The 17922-nt window shown below is 62.7% G+C and carries 16 protein-coding genes and 3 tRNA genes; 9 read left to right on the forward strand and 10 right to left on the reverse strand.

Going from position 1 to position 17922, the window contains the following annotated elements:
- Positions 1 to 64 precede the first annotated feature (64 nt).
- The 3 genes from KYG_RS19435 (at position 65) to KYG_RS19445 (ending at position 2906) form a co-directional block, all read left to right on the forward strand.
- Positions 65 to 613 carry a phasin family protein gene (locus KYG_RS19435; RefSeq protein ID WP_008906638.1) on the forward strand — a complete coding sequence of 183 codons (549 nt, stop codon included), beginning with the start codon at positions 65 to 67 and terminating at the stop codon, positions 611 to 613.
- Between the two features lie 362 nt (positions 614 to 975).
- Positions 976 to 2028, forward strand: a complete 1053-nt coding sequence (locus KYG_RS19440; protein WP_034695468.1) for a Fe(3+) ABC transporter substrate-binding protein — start codon at positions 976 to 978, stop codon at positions 2026 to 2028.
- Positions 2029 to 2147: 119 nt separating this feature from the next.
- Complete coding sequence (locus tag KYG_RS19445) at positions 2148 to 2906, forward strand: 3-hydroxyacyl-CoA dehydrogenase (protein WP_008906640.1); 759 nt, start codon at positions 2148 to 2150, stop codon at positions 2904 to 2906.
- Between the two features lie 139 nt (positions 2907 to 3045).
- Here the strand turns inward: KYG_RS19445 and KYG_RS19450 are convergent, their stop codons facing one another.
- The 9 genes from KYG_RS19450 to folC form a co-directional block, all read right to left on the reverse strand.
- Positions 3046 to 5928, reverse strand: a complete 2883-nt coding sequence (locus tag KYG_RS19450; RefSeq protein ID WP_139019418.1) for an EAL domain-containing protein — start codon at positions 5926 to 5928, stop codon at positions 3046 to 3048.
- A 149-nt stretch (positions 5929 to 6077) separates the two neighbouring features.
- Positions 6078 to 6154, reverse strand: a tRNA-Asp gene (locus tag KYG_RS19455).
- A 52-nt stretch (positions 6155 to 6206) separates the two neighbouring features.
- A tRNA-Glu gene (locus tag KYG_RS19460) sits at positions 6207 to 6282 on the reverse strand.
- Between the two features lie 30 nt (positions 6283 to 6312).
- Positions 6313 to 6388 (reverse strand) — tRNA-Ala (locus tag KYG_RS19465).
- 65 nt (positions 6389 to 6453) lie between these two features.
- Complete coding sequence (gene gltX / locus KYG_RS19470) at positions 6454 to 7857, reverse strand: glutamate--tRNA ligase (RefSeq protein ID WP_008906642.1); 1404 nt, start codon at positions 7855 to 7857, stop codon at positions 6454 to 6456.
- Positions 7858 to 7960: 103 nt separating this feature from the next.
- Positions 7961 to 9466, reverse strand: coding sequence for an amidophosphoribosyltransferase (purF, locus tag KYG_RS19475; RefSeq protein WP_008906643.1), 1506 nt, complete (start codon positions 9464 to 9466; stop codon positions 7961 to 7963).
- A 78-nt stretch (positions 9467 to 9544) separates the two neighbouring features.
- Positions 9545 to 10033 (reverse strand): CvpA family protein, encoded by a 489-nt coding sequence (locus KYG_RS19480; RefSeq protein ID WP_008906644.1) that lies wholly within the window; start codon positions 10031 to 10033, stop codon positions 9545 to 9547.
- 25 nt (positions 10034 to 10058) lie between these two features.
- Positions 10059 to 10865, reverse strand: coding sequence for an SPOR domain-containing protein (locus tag KYG_RS19485; RefSeq protein WP_008906645.1), 807 nt, complete (start codon positions 10863 to 10865; stop codon positions 10059 to 10061).
- A gap of 33 nt (positions 10866 to 10898) precedes the next feature.
- Complete coding sequence (gene folC / locus KYG_RS19490) at positions 10899 to 12224, reverse strand: bifunctional tetrahydrofolate synthase/dihydrofolate synthase (protein ID WP_008906646.1); 1326 nt, start codon at positions 12222 to 12224, stop codon at positions 10899 to 10901.
- Positions 12225 to 12272: 48 nt separating this feature from the next.
- Between folC and KYG_RS19495 the strand changes: the two genes are divergently transcribed.
- The 4 genes from KYG_RS19495 (at position 12273) to argG (ending at position 15350) form a co-directional block, all read left to right on the forward strand.
- On the forward strand, positions 12273 to 12659 hold the full coding sequence (locus tag KYG_RS19495; RefSeq protein WP_034695472.1) for an arsenate reductase: 387 nt from the start codon (positions 12273 to 12275) through the stop codon (positions 12657 to 12659).
- 136 nt (positions 12660 to 12795) lie between these two features.
- Positions 12796 to 13449, forward strand: coding sequence for a glycine zipper 2TM domain-containing protein (locus KYG_RS19500; protein ID WP_008906648.1), 654 nt, complete (start codon positions 12796 to 12798; stop codon positions 13447 to 13449).
- 161 nt (positions 13450 to 13610) lie between these two features.
- On the forward strand, positions 13611 to 13928 hold the full coding sequence (locus KYG_RS19505; RefSeq protein WP_008906649.1) for a pyrimidine/purine nucleoside phosphorylase: 318 nt from the start codon (positions 13611 to 13613) through the stop codon (positions 13926 to 13928).
- Positions 13929 to 14012: 84 nt separating this feature from the next.
- Positions 14013 to 15350 carry an argininosuccinate synthase gene (argG, locus tag KYG_RS19510; RefSeq protein ID WP_008906650.1) on the forward strand — a complete coding sequence of 446 codons (1338 nt, stop codon included), beginning with the start codon at positions 14013 to 14015 and terminating at the stop codon, positions 15348 to 15350.
- Between the two features lie 130 nt (positions 15351 to 15480).
- On the opposite strand, the gene murB is transcribed toward argG, so the two are convergent.
- Positions 15481 to 16554 carry a UDP-N-acetylmuramate dehydrogenase gene (gene murB / locus KYG_RS19515; RefSeq protein WP_008906651.1) on the reverse strand — a complete coding sequence of 358 codons (1074 nt, stop codon included), beginning with the start codon at positions 16552 to 16554 and terminating at the stop codon, positions 15481 to 15483.
- Between the two features lie 87 nt (positions 16555 to 16641).
- Between murB and KYG_RS19520 the strand changes: the two genes are divergently transcribed.
- Both KYG_RS19520 and KYG_RS19525 read left to right on the forward strand, forming a co-directional pair.
- Entirely contained in the window at positions 16642 to 17127 is a 486-nt protein-coding gene (locus KYG_RS19520; RefSeq protein WP_008906652.1) for a YajQ family cyclic di-GMP-binding protein, read from the forward strand.
- A 142-nt stretch (positions 17128 to 17269) separates the two neighbouring features.
- Positions 17270 to 17917: a TIGR02281 family clan AA aspartic protease gene (locus tag KYG_RS19525; protein WP_008906653.1), complete on the forward strand. Its 648-nt coding sequence runs from the start codon at positions 17270 to 17272 to the stop codon at positions 17915 to 17917.
- Positions 17918 to 17922 lie beyond the last annotated feature (5 nt).

Consider the following 17922-nt stretch of genomic DNA (forward strand, 5'->3'; position numbering starts at 1 on the left):
GGCCAGCGCAGATGTCTTGTGAACCACCCTGGCCTTCAAGGCCCCCATTCTTAGGAGATATGACATGACGCTGACCGCTGAACAAATCCTGGCCTCGCACAAAGCCAACATCGAAACCCTGTTTGGTCTGACTACCAAGGCCTTTGAAGGCGTGGAAAAGCTGGTCGAACTGAACGTGACCGCTTCGCGCGCTGCCCTGTCGGAAGCCGCCAACCACACGCAAGCCGTGCTGGGCGTGAAGGACGCACAAGAACTGCTGGCACTGCAAGCCGGCCTGTTCCAGCCCCTGGCTGAAAAGACTGCTGCCTACAGCCGCCACCTGTACGACATCGCTTCGGGTACCGGCGCCGAATTCGGCAAGGCTTTCGAATCGCAGGCCACCGACGCGCAGAAGGCTTTCACCAACCTGGTGGACAGCGCCGCCAAGAACGCCCCCGCCGGCTCCGAAACCGCCGTGGCCGTGATGAAGAGCGCCGTTTCTGCCGCCAACAACGCGTTTGAATCGGTGCAAAAGGCTGTAAAGCAGGCGTCTGACGTGGCCGAAGCCAACTTCAACGCTGTGGCCAATACCGCCGCCAACGCTGCCAAGACCGCGGCTCCCCGCAAGCGTTAAGCAAACGCCCTGCGGTCTGGAGTACAAACTCTAGGTCGCCCTCAGGGATTACCCTGATAATTCAACCCATGCGCTGCTGACCCTGTCGACAGCGCCTCAGTTGTCTCCTTGGATCCTCTCGAAACCCCCGTTTCAGGGATCCTTTTAAAGCCCGGTCCACGACCGGGCTTTTTTTTGCCTGCTGGGTCCCAGCGACACCGACCAGGCACCACGGGCGAGGTGCGTTCTCAGGCGCGTAGTGGTTCCCTGTTGCGCTGCATCAATCACAAGGCCCTCATCCCCATTTCCATCGAGGAAATTAGTAAGAATAATTCGCGTTTGCTTTATCATTGATGCAACCCAAAACCCTGAAAGATGCATCCATGTCAAAGACAGTGAAAGCCGTGCTGAGCGTTTGTGCCCTGGTCGCCGCCGCAGGCGCCGCCCATGCCCAGGAACAGGTGGTGAACCTCTACTCGGCCCGCCACTACTCGACCGACGAAGCCCTGTACACCGGCTTCACCAAGGCCACGGGCATCAAGATCAACCGCGTGGATGCCGACGACGCCGGCATCCTGGCGCGCCTGAAGGCCGAAGGCTCAGCCTCGCCCGCTGACGTGATCCTGCTGGTGGACGCAGCCCGCCTGTACAAGGGTGAGGTCGATGGCCTGTTCCAGCCCATCCAGTCCAAGGTGCTGAACGACGCCATCCCCGCCAACCTGCGCAGCAAACCCGCTGCGGACGGCGGGATCGCCTGGTACGGGCTGTCCACCCGCGCGCGCGTGATCGTTTACAACAAGGTCCGCATGCAGAAAGCGGATGTGGACACCTATGAAGAGCTCGCCGATCCCAAGAACAAAGGCAAGCTGTGCATCCGTTCTGGCTCGCACCCTTACAACCTGAGCCTGTTTGGCGCCGTGACCGAGCACCTGGGCGAACAAAAGGCCGAGGCCTGGCTCAAGGGCATGGTGGCCAACCTGGCGCGTCCTCCCAAGGGCGGCGATACAGACCAGATCAAGGCGGTAGCTGCCGGTGAGTGCGATATCGCCGTTACCAACAGCTATTACCTGGCCCGCCTGATGCGTTCCACCAAGCCCGAAGACGTGGCGGTGGTGAACAAGGTGGGCGTCGTCTTCCCCAACCAGGAATCCTGGGGCACCCACCTGAACATCGCTGGCGGCGCAGTGGCCAGGCACGCCAAGAACCAGGCCAATGCGGTCAAATTTCTTGAGTATCTGGCCAGCCCAGAGGCGCAGAACTACTTTGCCAATGGCAACAACGAATGGCCTGCCGCCAAAGGCGTAGCGCTGGACAACCCCGCGCTCAAGGCCATGACGGGTGGACAGCCTTTCAAGAGCGAGACCATTCCCATCAGCGCCGTGGGCGCCAACACCACCAAGGTGCAGCAGATGCTGGACCGCGTGGGCTTCCAATAAGCCCACTCTGCACCACACGCCCGGCCTGGCCGGGCTTTTTTTCGCGCGCAGAAAGCCCGCCCCGATGCGCCATAATTGACATTTACGTTTACGTTAACGTCACACACAGGAGACAGCACATGGAAATCAAAGGCAAGGTATTCATCGTCACCGGCGGTGCATCGGGTCTGGGCGAAGGCACGGCGCGCGCGCTGGCCGCGCTTGGCGGCAAGGTGGTCATCGCGGACATGCAGGCCGAAAAAGGTGAAGCCGTGGCCCAGGAAATTGGCGGCGCCTTTGTGAAGTGTGATGTGAGCAACGAGGCCGATGGCCAGGCCGTGGTGGCCAAGGCGGTGTCGTTGGGCAAGCTCATGGGCCTGGTCAACTGCGCCGGTATTGCGCCCGCCGAGAAGACGGTGGGCAAGAACGGCGCCCATGCCCTCGCGGTGTTCAGCAAAACCATCACGGTGAACCTGGTCGGCAGCTTCAACATGATCCGCCTGGCTGCGGAAGCCATGAGCAAGAATGAACCCGAGTCCACAGGGGAACGCGGTGTCCTGATTTCCACCGCCAGCGTGGCCGCCTACGACGGCCAGATCGGCCAGGCCGCCTATGCCGCCTCCAAGGGCGGTGTGGTCGGCATGACCCTGCCCATTGCTCGCGACCTGGCGCGCAACGGCATCCGCAACATGACGATCGCTCCGGGCATTTTCGGCACCCCCATGCTGTTTGGCATGCCGCAGGAAGTGCAGGACGCGCTGGCCGCTGGCGTGCCTTTCCCCAGCCGCCTGGGCACGCCGCAGGACTACGCCAAGCTGGTGCAGCACATCTTCGAGAACGACATGCTCAATGGCGAAGTGATCCGCCTGGACGGCGCCATCCGCCTCGCCCCACGGTAAAAAGTCAGCGCCAGTGCCCCGGTCAAACCGTTGACCGAACCGCTACATATTTAATAGCTGTTCGCGCAATCTGGTCAAGCGCTGAAGCACGAAATGATCCAAAATTTCGTGCCCCGGGGCAATGGTGGCAGTGCAAGCATTAGGTTGTGCCCTGATGCTGCCCGCGCAGGAAGCTTTCCAGCTGCGCGGGAGGCACCGGCCGGCTGAAGTGATAGCCCTGTCCGGTATCGCAACCCAGCGTTTGCAGCACCTTCTGCTGTTCGGCCGTCTCCACCCCTTCGGCAATGGTCTCCAGGGCCAGGCTCTGCGCCAGGCCGATGATGGCCCGCACAATATGTTGCGCGCTCCCGTCTTCCGCCAGATCGCGGACAAACGACTGGTCGATCTTGAGCGTGTGCACGCGCAGGCGCTGGATGTAGCTGAACGACGAGTAACCCGTGCCGAAGTCGTCGATGGACAGACGCACCCCCAGATCGCACAGCCGCCCGACGATGGCAATGACCTTCTCCGGGTCGTCCATCGCGATGCTTTCCGTCAACTCCAGCTCCAGCATGCGGGGCGGCACGCCACTCTCGGCCAATGCCTGCTCAACCATTTCCACCAGCCCGGCATGCCGGAACTGGACCATGGACAGGTTCACCGCAACGGTGATGTCGCGGTGGCCTGCCGCAGCCCAGTCACGTGCCTGCGTCAGTGCGGTGCGCAGCACCCACTCCCCGATACCCAGTATTTGCCCACTGCTCTCCGCAACCGGGATGAACTCTGCCGGGTTAATCGTGCCCAGCTCGGGGTGCTGCCAGCGCAGCAAAGCCTCAACACCCACCAGTTTGCCATCGCGCAGACTGATCTGCGGCTGGTAGTGCAATGCCAGCTGGTTCAGCACCACCGCGCTGCGCAGGGCGTTTTCGATGTGCAGCATGCGCAGAGAACGATCCTGCATATCGCTGGAGAAAAACTGGTAACAGTCGCGCCCGGTTTCTTTGGCGCGAAACATGGCAGCGTCGGCACGCTGCGCCAGGATTTCAAACTCATGGCCATCCTCGGGATATACAGCGATACCAATCGAGGACGTCACCACCAGCTCCTGCCCACCCAGGTTGCAGGCGCGACGCACTTCAAGCTGGAGCTTCTCGGCCACATGGGCCGCCTGCTGCGCATCGGTCAGCGGCAGCACGATGATGAATTCATCGCCCCCCTGGCGCGATACCGTGTCTTCTTCTCGCAGCATTGCCTGCAGTCGGCGCGCAATCTCCACCAGCAACTCATCCCCCACCTGATGGCCGAGCGAGTCGTTGACGTTCTTGAAGTGGTCCAGATCAAGATACAGCAGCGCCAGGTGCTGGCCACTGCGCTGGGTCAACCCCAGGGCCTGGCTGAACCGCGATGCGAACATCGTGCGATTGGGCAAGCCCGTCAACGCGTCGAAATTCACCAGCCTGCGAATGCGCTCCTCGTCGCGCTTGCGCTCGGTGACATCCTCCTGCACGGCCAGATAGTGGGTAATGTCCCCCTGCTCATCGAGCAAGGGGGAAATGATGGCCGACTCATGGTATTCGCTGCCATCCTTGCGGCGGTTGAGGAATTCCCCCCGCCATGGGCGTCCACAAGCCAGGTGCGCCCAGAGCTCCTGATACACCGATGGCGGCGTGGAGCCGGCACTAAGCAAGCGCGGGTTGCGCCCCAGTACCTCCTCGGGTGCATACCCGGTTGTCGCCGAAAACGCCGGGTTCACATATTCGATGTTGCCGGCCGCATTGGCAATGAAGATGGAATTGGGCGCTTGCTCCACCGCATGGCGGAGTTTGCGCAGGGTATCGAGCGTCTCGACCCGCTGGGTGATATCGCGCGACAACACTACGAAATGGGCCTCGGCGTCTTCATCGAGAACCTTGCGTGCCACGGAAAATTCGAACCAGCGCTTGCCACCGGGCAGATCCAGCGAATACTGAAAATCGCGGGCCACGCCCTGCGCTGATGCCGCATTGATCGCCGCTTGGGCGACCGCTGCCGCCTCGTGTGGCAGCACATCGTGAATGGAGCGTCCCAGGACCTGGTCCGCAGGCATCAGCAACAACTCCGGCTGGCGGGTGTGGAGCTGCACATACCGGCCGTCCTGGGTCACTTCGAACATCAGATCCGGTACCGCATCCAGCACGGCCCTCAATGATCTGTCCGACTTTTCCAGGGCACGGTAGGGAGCCTCGACGGTGCCTACAAAAATGGCGCGGTACAGGTAGTAATAGCCCACGACCTTGTACACATGGCCCAGCAGATTGAAAACATCGGTGGCTGTCACATACAGCGTGAAGAAAAATTCACTCAGCGCCATCACCCATACGGCGGCGAACAACTGCGGCACATCAAAGGACGAACGCTCTCCAGCGCGACGCAGCAGCAAAGCCATGGCCACCACACACAGGCCCACCACGCCGTATTCGGCCGCGATCTTGAAGGTTGTGAGGCCCTGCGGACCGTAAGTTTGCGGGTACAGATCCGGGTACCAGAACACCAATACGTGCACCGCCGCGACCACCGCCATCACAAGCAACAGAGCCGCAACCGGCGCAAAGCCTATGGGCGCCGCGTCCCCATCCCCCCGCCGTTTCAGGGTCAAAGCCCACAGCAGACTCAGCACCGCCAGATAGCGCGCAGGCAACCAGAAGTTGATGCCCTTGTCGACAGAGTTGGCGGTGATGTAATCCGGCATGCCGACATAGGACAGCATGTGCGAGAAGTCCAACATCGCCACGCCCAGGAACCCGCAGGCGAGGATGAACACACTTCGCTGCGGGTTGATGCCGTGCGTCCTCCATCCCATGGCAAAAATGAGCGCTGAGACAACAATCGAGAGTGTTTCCAGGCCTTGGTGAAGTGCCAGAAAGTGGCGGACAGGGGGATAACTCGCCACAGAAAAATATCCCAAGGCCAGCACCATACACACCGTCAATGCCAGTAGCACCGGCAGCACTTCGCGAAATCCTGCGCGGTGCTGGGGGTGGATCTCCCATCGGGATAAATTCATGCGCACTGTGCCTTCGAAGTGGTGACCCGTTTCGCAGTCGGTCAAGCTGCAGGATTCTTGCACACCTTCATTTTTTGTAACGTATTGCTGCAGCGCCAGCGCGGCAAAAAAAAAACCGCCACAGCCTTGCGACTGCAGCGGTTTGTGACTGGCGGAGTGGACGGGACTCGAACCCGCGACCCCCGGCGTGACAGGCCGGTATTCTAACCAACTGAACTACCACTCCTGGCAGGCAGCTTTCGCTTGCATCTTTTCAACACAAGCCAAGCGCTACAACTTGGCGACCCTACGGGGATTCGAACCCCGGTACTCACCGTGAAAGGGTGATGTCCTAGGCCTCTAGACGATAGGGTCAAAACCTTGGAACTAACCATCAACAAACTTTGGTGGAGGTAAACGGGATCGAACCGATGACCTCTTGCATGCCATGCAAGCGCTCTCCCAGCTGAGCTATACCCCCACTGAGTGACTCCAAACACACCGTGCTTGTCATCAACATCTGAGCCTTGAATTATAGACAGATTTTCAACGGTTTCGCAAACGCGCTACAACTTTTTCACGGCCGACCAATTCCAGCACGGCATCCACCGATGGCGTGTGGGCCGTACCCACCGTCAACACCCGCGTCGGCATTGCCAGTTGGGGCATCTTCTGGCCGTGCGCCGTCAGCACCTGTTTGAAGGCGGCGCTGATGGAGGCCTTGTCCCACTCGCACGTTGACAGCGCATCGGCCAGTGCATCCAGCGCGGGAGCAATGGCCTCGGTGACATGCTGTGCACGCTCGGCGTCCACCGGTGTGACGTCCCCGTAGAAGACCTGGGCCCAGTTGGCGAGGGCCACTGTGGTGTCGCAGCGGTCCTTGAACAAAGCGCAAATTCGCACAAGCCGACCATCTGCCAGCGCTTCGGCAGATACACCCCGCTTGTGCAACTGAGGCGCCACGAGCGCGGCCAGTGCATCGTCGGCCATGGCCTTCAAGTGCTGGGCATTGACCCAACGCAGCTTCGCTTCGTCGAACTGCGCCGCACTGCGCCCCAGGTGGTCGAGGTTGAACCACTGCAGGAACTGCTCGCGGCTGAAGATCTCGTCGTCGCCGTGGCTCCAGCCCAGGCGCGCCAGGTAGTTCACCATGGCGTCGGGCAGGTAGCCTTCATCACGGTATTGCGTGACAGGCTTGGCGCCGTTGCGTTTGCTCATCTTCTCGCCCTGCTCGTTGAGCACGGTGGGCAGGTGGGCATACACCGGCGGCTCCTTGCCCAGAGCGCGGAAGATGTTGATCTGGCGCGGCGTGTTGTTCACATGGTCATCGCCCCGGATCACATGGGTGATGGCCATGTCGATATCGTCCACCACCACGCAGAAGTTGTAGGTGGGAGTGCCGTCCGGCCGCGCAATCACCAGGTCGTCGAGTTCGTCGTTGCTGATCTCGATGCGGCCCTTGACCTTGTCATCCCAGGCCACCACGCCACCTTGCGGGTTCTTGAAACGCAGCACGGGCTGCACTCCGGCAGGAACGGGCGGCAGGGTTTTGCCGGGCTCGGGGCGCCAGGTGCCGTCATACCGGGGCTTTTCCTTGGCGGCCATCTGCTTGTCGCGCAGCGCGTCGAGCTCGGCCACGCTCATGTAGCAGGGGTACACGTGGCCCGCGGCCTGCAGCTCGGCCAGCACGGCCTTGTAGCGGTCCATGCGCTGCATCTGGTAGTAAGGGCCTTCATCGTGGTCCAGGCCCAGCCAGGCCATGCCTTCGATGATCACGTCCACGGCGGCCTGGGTGGAGCGCTCGAGATCGGTGTCTTCGATCCGCAGGATGAAGTCGCCGCCCGTGGCGCGTGCGAAGGCCCACGGATACAACGCCGAGCGGATGTTGCCCAGGTGAATGAAGCCCGTGGGCGAAGGGGCAAAGCGGGTGCGTGTTTTCTGCGTCGTCATGTAGTCTGCTTCAAAATCAGGAGCTGCCAGCGCTTGCCAGTTATCGGTTTCAAAACGATTGGATATCGAAACCTTTGACCAGCAAGCGCCAGGCGCTCACTTTTTAGTTTTCCTGGGCGTTGGGCAGCGCCAGGCGCGAGGTGTCTTCCTCGCCCTCTTCCACGCCCACGCGACCTTCGTTAAGGCTGGCGATGCCTTCTGCGGTGATGTCGCCCGTCACGTAGACGCCGTCAAAACACGACGCATCAAAGCCCGCGATGGCGCCGTTGAGCGAGCCCACCGCCTTCTTCATGCCGTCCACGTCCTGGTAGATCAGCGCATCGCAGCCTATCGCCTGGCGGATTTCATCGACCGTGCGGCCATGCGCCACCAGCTCGCTGCTGGTGGGCATGTCGATGCCGTACACGTTGGGATAGCGCACCGGCGGCGCTGCGCTGGCCAGGTATACCTTGCGGGCACCGGCGTCGCGCGCCATCTGCACGATCTCGCGGCTGGTGGTACCGCGCACGATGGAGTCGTCCACCAGCAGCACGTTGCGGCCCTTGAACTCGCTGCCGATCACATTGAGCTTCTGGCGCACCGACTTCTTGCGCACACCCTGGCCCGGCATGATGAAGGTGCGGCCCACATAGCGGTTCTTCACGAACCCCTCGCGGTACGGGATACCCAGCAGGTGCGCAAGCTGTGTGGCGCTGGGGCGGCTGGATTCAGGGATGGGAATGATCACGTCGATTTCGTTGGGCGGCACCGTGGAGATAACCCGTTTTGCCAGGGCCTCCCCCAGATTCAGGCGCGCCTGGTAGACGGAAATACCATCCAGCACCGAGTCAGGGCGAGCGAGATAAACGAACTCGAAAATGCAGGGGTTCAGCTGAGGCTTTTCGGCGCACTGCTGTGCATGGAGCTTGCCGTCGAGCGTGACGAAAATCGCTTCGCCAGGGTCGATGTTGCGCTCGAACACGTGCGAGGTGCCCTCCAGCGCCACCGATTCGCTGCCCACCATGACGGTTCCGTCCTGGCTGCGCCCCATGGCCAGCGGGCGAATGCCATGCGGATCACGGAAAGCCAGCAGGCCGTGTCCCGCAATCAGCGCGATCACTGCATAAGAGCCTTTGATGCGCTTGTGCACAGCGCGTACGGCAGTAAAGACATCCTCGGGCTGCAGCGGCACGCCACGCGTGGAGCGCTCCAGTTCGTGCGCAAAAACATTGAGCAGCACTTCCGAGTCGCTGTCGGTGTTCGTGTGGCGGTGATCCGTCTGGAACAGCTCGGTGCGCAGCTCACGCGCATTGGTCAGGTTCCCGTTGTGCACCAGAACAATGCCGAAAGGGGCATTGACGTAAAACGGCTGCGCTTCTTCTTCGCTGTAGGCATTGCCCGCTGTGGGATACCGCACCTGGCCCAGGCCCACGTTACCCGGCAATGCGCGCATGTTGCGGGTGCGGAACACGTCGCGCACCATGCCCTTGGCCTTGTGCATGAAGAACTTGCGGCCCTGCTGGGTCACGATGCCCGCGGCATCCTGACCACGGTGCTGCAACAGCAGCAAGGCGTCATAGATCAGCTGATTGACGGGCGCTGGACTGACGACGCCGACGATTCCACACATAGTTGTATTCCATCCGTTTGCGGGAACAGCCCCGCGGCAACCCAGCGACAGCAGCTTCTGACCGCCGTCGCATCGTTATCAGGAAGGCAGATGCCTTCCAAATTCTTCCGGCAATGCCGGCTTCAGCCCCCGCAGCATATCGACCAACAGCGGCGCCCCCCGGGATTCCTGCCACCACAGGGCTTCGTGCATGGGCGTGAGGCCTGCCACCACCGCCACGGCAAGCAGCAACACCAGCCCGCGCAGAACACCGAACGCAGCGCCCAGTGTGCGATCAGCCGGCCGCAATCCAATGGACTCGACCAGCTTTTTGGCCAGCCAGGTGATAAACCCGCACGCAAACACCGACGCCACGAACACTGCCAGGAATCCAGCGGCGTACCGCAAAGAATCCGAGGCATCACCCATGGGCAGCATTGCGGCCACGTCGTGCGCGAACCACTGCGCCACAAAAAAAGACACCACCCAACCCAGCAGTGACAACACCTCAAACACCAACCCGCGCCATGCGCCCATCAGCATGGAGGCGAGGAGCACCACCACAAAAATCCAGTCCAGCGCAGCCATGGACACGGGCAGCTCTTGCACCTGGCTAGAGCGTCAGCACCGAAGCCGACAGATCCAGCGCCTTGATGCGGGCAGCAGCCTTGTCGGCGTCTGCGCGGTTGGCAAAGGGCCCCACACGGACCCGCGTGCGCTTTCCGTCCTTGGTATCAACCACCTGCGTATACGTCTTCAGGCCCGCGCGTTCCACCTTGGTACGCGCCTCCCGGGCTTTCTCGGCGTCGGCAAACGCCCCCACCTGAACAATGAACCGGCCCTCTTCCGCTGCCGCCGCTGCGGCAGGCTCTGCCGACCGGCCTTCCAGCAGTGCGCGGGCCCTGGCGGCTTCGTCAGGGCGCTGCACAGGCGGTTTGGGAGGCTCTGGTTTCGGCTCCGGTTTCGGCTCTGGTTTGGCAGGGACTGCGGGAGCGGGTCTTGCGGGTGCTGGGCGCGCCCCTTGCACCAGCTCTTCGCCATCGGCAAGCCCGTTGCCGGACGCACTGCCACCGCCCTGCGCGGCAGGCCGCGGCGCAGAGGCCGCCGCGGGTGGAGCCGAAGGACTGGCCGCAGCGGGGGCCTGGGCAACCGGTGCGGGCACCACCAGGGGGGCCACCTTGTTGCGGTCGGGGATCTCGATCGGGATGTCCACGGGAATCGGCCGGGGCTGGGTGTCAAACAGCATGGGAAACCCGACCACCCCGATGAGCACCAGCACGGCCGCGCCGATCAGCCGGTGGCGCGCACGTCGCCGCATCACTTCAATGCTCTCGGCCTGCGGTGCGCGCGGGCGTTTGGACGGCTTTTCGGCCTGAGCTTGTTCACCCTGACCGGGCCACCGAAACTTGAAAAATGCCATGGAGTAACGACTCGTTCGGACCGCAGAACCGGCCTACTGGCCCAGATGTTTGGCGTGCAGGCGCGGTGTTCCGTTGATCAGCACACCACCCACCGTGTAAAACGAGCCAAAGACCACGATTCTATCAGCGGGGTCTGCCGCAGCCACCGCCGCCTGCAGCGCCTGCATGGGGTCCGCGTGCAGGCTGGAGGTCACATCGCGGCGCCCGCCCGCCACCATCTGCAGGGCATTCCATTTCTGCTGCAGGACAGCAGCTGTCTCGGCGCGTGGGGTTGGCAGATCAGTGAAGTACCAGCGGTCCACCAGCGGGCCCACCTTGGCCAGCATGGGGGCCAGGTCCTTGTCGGCCATGGCGCCAAACACCGCATGCGTCGTTGGAAAGAACCCCATCGCATCCAGATTGGCCGTGAGCGCGGCCACCGAATGCGGGTTGTGCGCCACGTCCAGCACCAGCGTGGGCTGCCCGGGCACGATCTGGAAGCGCCCCGGCAGCTCCACCATGGCCAGGCCGTTGCGCACCGCCTGGGCTGTGACCGGAATGCGCTCGCGCAGGGCCTCCAGGGCCGCCAGTGCCCCCGATGCGTTGATCAGCTGGTTGGCGCCACGCAGCGACGGGTACGCCAGCCCCGCATAGCGACGGCCCCGGCCGGCCCAGCTCCACTGCTGTTTGTCGCCCGAGAAGTTGAAATCCTTGCCGAAGCGCCACAGGTCGGCACCGATCTCCAGCGCATGGTCAATGACGCTCTGCGGCGCCATCGGGTCGCCCACGATCACCGGGCGGCCGGTGCGCATGATGCCGGCCTTTTCCCGGCCGATGCTTTCGCGGTCAGGCCCCAGGAACTCGGTGTGGTCAATGTCGATGCTGGTGATGATGGCGCAGTCGGCATCGATGACGTTGGTGGCATCCAGGCGCCCGCCAAGGCCCACTTCGAGAATGGCCACGTCCAGCCGTGCATGGCTCATGAGCCGCAGGATGGCCAGTGTGGTGAATTCGAAGTAGGTCAGCGATATTTCATTGCCGTTTTGGGTTCTGGCGCTTTCCACTGCTTCAAAGTGCGCTATCAGATCCGAAGCATGCACTATATCGCCGTGAACGCGGCACCGCTCCTCGAAGTGCACCAGGTGGGGCGAGGTATAGACACCCGTGCGGTAACCCGCCTGCAGCGCCACGGCCTCCAGCATGGCGCAGGTGGAGCCCTTCCCGTTGGTGCCCGCCACCGTGATCACGGGGCAGTCAAACCGCAGCACCATGCGGCGGGCCACTTCGCGGACACGGTCCAGGCCCATGTCGATATTGCGGGGATGAAGCTGCTCGCAATGGCGGAGCCAGCCTTCCAGTGTGTGGATTTTGGTTTGCATACAGGGCGGGATTGTCGCCCAGCCGCAAGTTCGGGGATGATGCGCGGCATGACAACCTCACGCATCACCGTCTACGGCATTCCGAACTGCGACACCGTCAAGAAATCCCGCGCGTGGTGGTCCGAACGTGGCGTGGACTTTCAGTTTCACGGCTTCAAGAAACAAGGGGTGCCCGCCCACCGCCTGCCTGACTGGATGGCAGCAGCAGGTTGGCAAAAGCTGGTCAACCGGCAGGGAACCACCTGGCGCAAACTGGATGCATCCACCCAGGCATCGGTCACCGACGAGCACAGCGCCAGCGTGCTGTTGCAAGCCCAGCCCAGCGTGATCAAACGGCCGGTGGTGGAATGGCAGCAGGGTGACCAGCTGCACATCTCCGTGGGCTTTGTGCCCGACCAGTGGCAACAATGGCTGGACGAAGCTGCAGCCAAGTGATCGCATCGGCCGCTGACCGGAAAAATTGCACAAATCTTTACGCAGATTTACGGCTGGCAAGCGCCGAATTGACCCTGGGGGCCTAAACTTTTCTCCAGTCTGGTGCGTTATGTACCGACCCGAAAGGAGTTTCTCCATGAAAAAGATCGTCGTTTTTTCTGCCATGGCGGCCATTGCCACCGTGGCCAGCGCCCAGGAACAAGGCCGCGTGCTCTCGGCAACCCCCATCGTGCAGCAGGTTGCCACACCGCAGCAGGTGTGCGGCAACGAAACCGTCTACAACGGCAACCGCACGACCGGTGCGGGCGCGGTGATCGGTGCCATTGCGGGCGGTGCTGCCGGCAACGCCATCGGCAAGGGCAGCGGGCGCACAGCCGCCACCGCCATTGGTTTGATCGGGGGTGCGGTTCTGGGCAACCAGATCGAAGGCGGGCAGCCCCAATACCAGAACGTGCAGCGCTGCACCACCGAAACCTATTATGAAAATCGCACCGTCGGCTACGACGTGGTGTATGAATACGCAGGGCGCCAGTACACCACCCGCACGCAGAGCGACCCGGGCCGCTGGATCCCTGTGACGGTGCAACCCGCAGGGCAGACCTATTCCACGCAGCCCGATCCCTATGCATCGCAAGGCGTGTACAGCCAGCCTGGCGTGGTCACCTCCACCTACCCTGCGCCACCGGTGTACCAGCAGCCCACCTATGTGACGCCGCCCGTGACGGTGATCGAGTACGGCTACGACAGCCGTCCTTATTACCCCCACCACCGCAACCCTTACTGGCGCTGAGCCCTTGCCGGCCCCGCCAGGCAGCATCACCAGGAGCCCTTCGGGGCTCTTTTTTTTGGCTCCAGATGACAGATGGGGATTGTTCAGACGCCCGGTGCGGCAAGGCTGCCCGCCCCCTGCCCTAAAATCGCGGGTTTCCTCCAACCCCTGCAGCGCATTCCATGACCACCGAAAAAATCGACGGCGTGTCCGTCACCACCCAGGCCAATGTGTACTTTGACGGCAAGTGCGTGAGCCACGGCATCACCTTCCCGGACGGCACGAAGAAGTCTGTGGGCGTGGTGCTGCCTGCAACACTGACCTTCAACACCGGCGCGCCCGAGATCATGGAATGCGTGGCGGGCTCGTGCGAGTACAAGCTGGACGGCACCGACGCCTGGGTCAAGTCGTCGGCGGGCGACAAGTTCAACGTGCCCGGCAATTCCAGGTTCGACATCCGGGTGACCGAGGCCTACCACTACATTTGCCATTTCGGTTGATCGTTCTGGCTGAAATTTGACTGTTTTTGGCCTCTGGCGCTTATCCATCAAGCGCTATCAGCTATCATTTTTGAAAAGCATTCCATGGCAACCATCCTCCAGAACCTCCCCCTCGGCCAGAAGGTCGGCATCGCATTCTCCGGCGGCCTGGACACCAGCGCAGCACTGCACTGGATGAAGCTCAAGGGCGCCATGCCCTACGCCTACACCGCCAACCTGGGCCAGCCTGACGAGCCCGACTACGACGAGATCCCGCGCAAGGCCATGGAATACGGCGCCGAGAAGGCCCGCCTGGTGGACTGCCGCACCCAGCTGGCCCACGAAGGCATCGCCGCCCTGCAGGCGGGCGCCTTCCACATTTCTACCGGCGGCCTCACCTACTTCAACACCACCCCCCTGGGCCGCGCCGTGACCGGCACCATGCTGGTGGCCGCGATGAAGGAAGACGACGTCAACATCTGGGGCGACGGCTCGACCTTCAAGGGCAACGACATCGAGCGCTTTTACCGCTACGGCCTGCTGACCAACCCCTCGCTCAAGATCTACAAGCCCTGGCTGGACCAGCTGTTCATCGACGAGCTGGGCGGCCGGGCCGAGATGTCGGCCTTCATGACCAAGGCCGGCTTTGGCTACAAGATGAGCGCCGAGAAGGCTTACAGCACCGACAGCAACATGCTGGGGGCCACGCACGAGGCAAAAGACCTGGAGTTCCTGTCCAGCGGCATCCGCATCGTCAACCCCATCATGGGCGTGGCGTTCTGGAAGCCCGAGGTCGAAGTGAAGGCCGAGGAAGTCTCGGTGCGCTTCGAAGAAGGCCAGCCCGTTGCCCTGAACGGGGTGGAGTTCAACGACCCGGTCGAGCTGATCCTGGAAGCCAACCGCATCGGCGGCCGCCATGGCCTGGGCATGAGCGACCAGATCGAGAACCGCATCATCGAAGCCAAGAGCCGCGGCATCTACGAAGCCCCGGGCCTGGCGCTGCTGCACATCGCCTACGAGCGCCTGGTGACGGGCATCCACAACGAAGACACCATCGAGCAGTACCGCATGAATGGCCTGAAGCTCGGCCGCCTGCTGTACCAGGGCCGCTGGTTTGACCCGCAGGCCATCATGCTGCGCGAAACCGCCCAGCGCTGGGTGGCCCGCGCCGTGACCGGCACCGTGACGCTGGAACTGCGCCGTGGCAACGACTATTCGCTGCTGAACACCGAGTCGCCCAACCTGACCTACGCGCCCGAGCGCCTGTCGATGGAGAAGGTGGAAGACGCACCTTTCAGCCCGCTGGACCGCATTGGCCAGCTGACCATGCGCAACCTGGACATCTCGGACACGCGCGACAAGCTGGGCGTGTATTCGCGCGCTGGCCTGCTGTCGCTGGGGGGCAATGCCGCCCTGGCGCAGCTGGAAAACGACCGCAAATAAACCTTGGGCCCAGAATATGGGTCAAAAATGGCTCTAGCGCTTACCCATCAAGCGCTAGCAGCTACATATATATGAGCAAAGCCACCGGAAACGGTGGCTTTTTTCTTTGCGGGGAAGGTTGGCTGCTGGTCTAAACCACCACCGGCTCGGGCTCCAGCCGGATGCCAAAGCGCTCGTACACGCTGGTCTGGATGGCCTTGGCCAGGGTCATCACCTCGCCGCCCGTCACGCTGTCGGCGCCCTGCCCCCGGTTGACCAGCACCAGGGCCTGCTTTTCGTACACCCCGGCCTTGCCGATGGATTTTCCCTTCCAGCCGCAGGCATCAATCAGCCAGCCCGCCGCCAGCTTGATGCTGCCGTCGGGCATGGGGTAATGCACGATCCTGGGCTCGCGCGCGATGATGTCGGCGCACTGGTCGGGCGACACCGTGGGGTTCTTGAAGAAGCTGCCCGCATTGCCCACCACCGCCGGGTCGGGCAGCTTGGCGCGGCGAATGTCGCAGATCCAGTCAAAAATCTGCTGTGCGCTGGGATGCTCCACGCCCGCCTCAACGCGGCGGCGCTCCAGGTCGAGGTAACCCAGCACGGGCTTCCAGGGCTTAGGCAGTCGAAAGCGGACGTGGGTGATGACCGCGCGCCCCGCCAGGCCCATGCCGCGCGGCATCCCGCTGCCGTCGGGTGCTTCAGACGGCGCATGCTTGAAGACGGAGTCGCGGTAGCCAAAGCCACATTGCGCGGCATCCAGGCTGAACGGCTGGCCGGTGGCCAGATCGACAGCGTCGAGCGATTCAAACCGGTCCTGCAGCTCCACGCCATAGGCACCGATGTTCTGCACGGGCGAGGCGCCCACCGTGCCCGGGATGAGCGCCAAATTTTCCAGCCCCGGGAACCCGTGCGCCAGCGTCCAGGCCACCGCGTCGTGCCAGACCTCGCCCGCGCCGGCCTCCACGATCCAGGCCCTGGGGGTTTCCTCCACCAAGCGCAGCCCCTTGATTTCCATCTTGAGCACCACGGGCTTCACGTCGCCCGTCAGGATGATGTTGCTGCCACCGCCCAGCACAAACTTGGGTGCAGGGGCCAGGTCCGTATCGGCCAGAACGGCCTTCAGATCCGACACGGAGCGCACACGCACCAGGGTTTGGGCACGCGCAGCAATGCCAAAGGTGTTGCAGGGCTGCAAAGGGGCGTTTTTCTCGACTACCATTGGCCCGATTGTCGCACCCGCCCCTGCCTCCACGCTTTGGGGCGCCTGCGACCCGTAGCTGTTTTCCCCTGAGATTGAGAGCCACCCATGCCATCTTTTGACACCGTCTGTGAAGCCAACCTGGTTGAAGTGAAAAACGCCGTGGAGAACACCGCCAAGGAGATCGGCACCCGTTTCGACTTCAAGGGCACATCGGCCAGCATCGAGATCAAGGACAAGGACATCACCCTGATCGGCGACGCCGACTTCCAGCTCACCCAGATCGAGGACGTGCTGCGCAACAAGCTCACCAAGCGCAATGTGGACGTGCGTTTTCTGGACATGGGCGATGTGCAGAAGATGGGCGGCGACAAGGTCAAGCAGGTCATCAAGGTGCGCAACGGCATCGAGAGCGAGTTGGCCAAGAAGATCCAGAAGCTGATGAAGGAAAGCAAGCTCAAGGTGCAAGCCGCCATCCAGGAGGACAAGGTACGCATTACCGGCGCCAAGCGCGACGACCTGCAGGCGGCCATGGCGTTGATCCGCAAGGATGTGACCGACGTGCCGCTGTCGTTCGACAACTTCCGTGACTGAGATGGAGCGCCCCCTGCGTCGCTTCGCGCCTTCCCCCTCCAGGGGGACGCCGCCCTCGCTGCGGGGCGGCCCTTGCTTGGCGTCCCTCGCCTGGGCCGCGCCAGTTCCGGGGTACGGTGGAGGCGCACAGCGCCATCAACGAATGACGATCCACTCCTTTGCCCTGGCCGCGCTGGTTGCTCTGTGCTTGGCTCCGTCCTGGGCGCATGCGCAGGCGGTGGCACTGGCGGGCATGCTGGGCAGCAAGGCCTTGCTGGTTGTGGATGCCAACCCGCCCAAGGCCGTGGGTGCGGGGGACGAGTTCCAGGGCGTCAAGGTCATCGCCGTCACCAAAGAAGAGGCAACGATCGAAATCAGCGGCGCCCGGCGCACGCTGCGCCTGGGCGAGGCCCCCGTGAGCGTCGGCGCGCGCAGCGGCAGTGGCAAGCGCATCGTGCTCATGGCCGACAGCCGGGGCCACTTTGTCAACACCGGCACCATCAACGGGCGCGTGATGCAGTACATGGTGGATACGGGTGCATCGACCATCGCCATCGGCCGCACCGACGCTGATCGCATGGTGCTGAACTACAAAAACGGCGAGCCGGTGCGCATGAACACCGCCAATGGCGTGGCCCAGGGCTGGCGCATACGGCTGGACTCCGTGCGGCTGGGCGACGTCGAGGTGCTGGGCGTCGAAGCCATTGTCACCCCCGAACCCATGCCCTATGTTCTGTTGGGCAATAGTTTTCTGACGCAGTTCCAGATGACCCGCATCAACGACCAGATGGTGCTGGAAAAGCGCAACTGAGCCCT

It is taken from the genome of Acidovorax sp. NO-1 (assembly GCF_000238595.1).
Lineage (GTDB): Bacteria > Pseudomonadota > Gammaproteobacteria > Burkholderiales > Burkholderiaceae_C > Acidovorax.

Excerpts from the sequence above, each read along its gene's own strand:
- KYG_RS19435 (WP_008906638.1), top strand. The coding sequence starts at position 65 with ATGACGCTGACCGCTGAACAAATCCTGGCCTCGCACAAAGCCAACATC.
- KYG_RS19440 (WP_034695468.1), top strand. The coding sequence starts at position 976 with ATGTCAAAGACAGTGAAAGCCGTGCTGAGCGTTTGTGCCCTGGTCGCC.
- KYG_RS19445 (WP_008906640.1), top strand. The coding sequence starts at position 2,148 with ATGGAAATCAAAGGCAAGGTATTCATCGTCACCGGCGGTGCATCGGGT.
- KYG_RS19450 (WP_139019418.1), bottom strand. The coding sequence starts at position 5,928 with ATGAATTTATCCCGATGGGAGATCCACCCCCAGCACCGCGCAGGATTT.
- gltX (WP_008906642.1), bottom strand. The coding sequence starts at position 7,857 with ATGACGACGCAGAAAACACGCACCCGCTTTGCCCCTTCGCCCACGGGC.
- purF (WP_008906643.1), bottom strand. The coding sequence starts at position 9,466 with ATGTGTGGAATCGTCGGCGTCGTCAGTCCAGCGCCCGTCAATCAGCTG.
- KYG_RS19480 (WP_008906644.1), bottom strand. The coding sequence starts at position 10,033 with ATGGCTGCGCTGGACTGGATTTTTGTGGTGGTGCTCCTCGCCTCCATG.
- KYG_RS19485 (WP_008906645.1), bottom strand. The coding sequence starts at position 10,865 with ATGGCATTTTTCAAGTTTCGGTGGCCCGGTCAGGGTGAACAAGCTCAG.
- folC (WP_008906646.1), bottom strand. The coding sequence starts at position 12,224 with ATGCAAACCAAAATCCACACACTGGAAGGCTGGCTCCGCCATTGCGAG.
- KYG_RS19495 (WP_034695472.1), top strand. The coding sequence starts at position 12,273 with ATGACAACCTCACGCATCACCGTCTACGGCATTCCGAACTGCGACACC.
- KYG_RS19500 (WP_008906648.1), top strand. The coding sequence starts at position 12,796 with ATGAAAAAGATCGTCGTTTTTTCTGCCATGGCGGCCATTGCCACCGTG.
- KYG_RS19505 (WP_008906649.1), top strand. The coding sequence starts at position 13,611 with ATGACCACCGAAAAAATCGACGGCGTGTCCGTCACCACCCAGGCCAAT.
- argG (WP_008906650.1), top strand. The coding sequence starts at position 14,013 with ATGGCAACCATCCTCCAGAACCTCCCCCTCGGCCAGAAGGTCGGCATC.
- murB (WP_008906651.1), bottom strand. The coding sequence starts at position 16,554 with ATGGTAGTCGAGAAAAACGCCCCTTTGCAGCCCTGCAACACCTTTGGC.
- KYG_RS19520 (WP_008906652.1), top strand. The coding sequence starts at position 16,642 with ATGCCATCTTTTGACACCGTCTGTGAAGCCAACCTGGTTGAAGTGAAA.
- KYG_RS19525 (WP_008906653.1), top strand. The coding sequence starts at position 17,270 with ATGACGATCCACTCCTTTGCCCTGGCCGCGCTGGTTGCTCTGTGCTTG.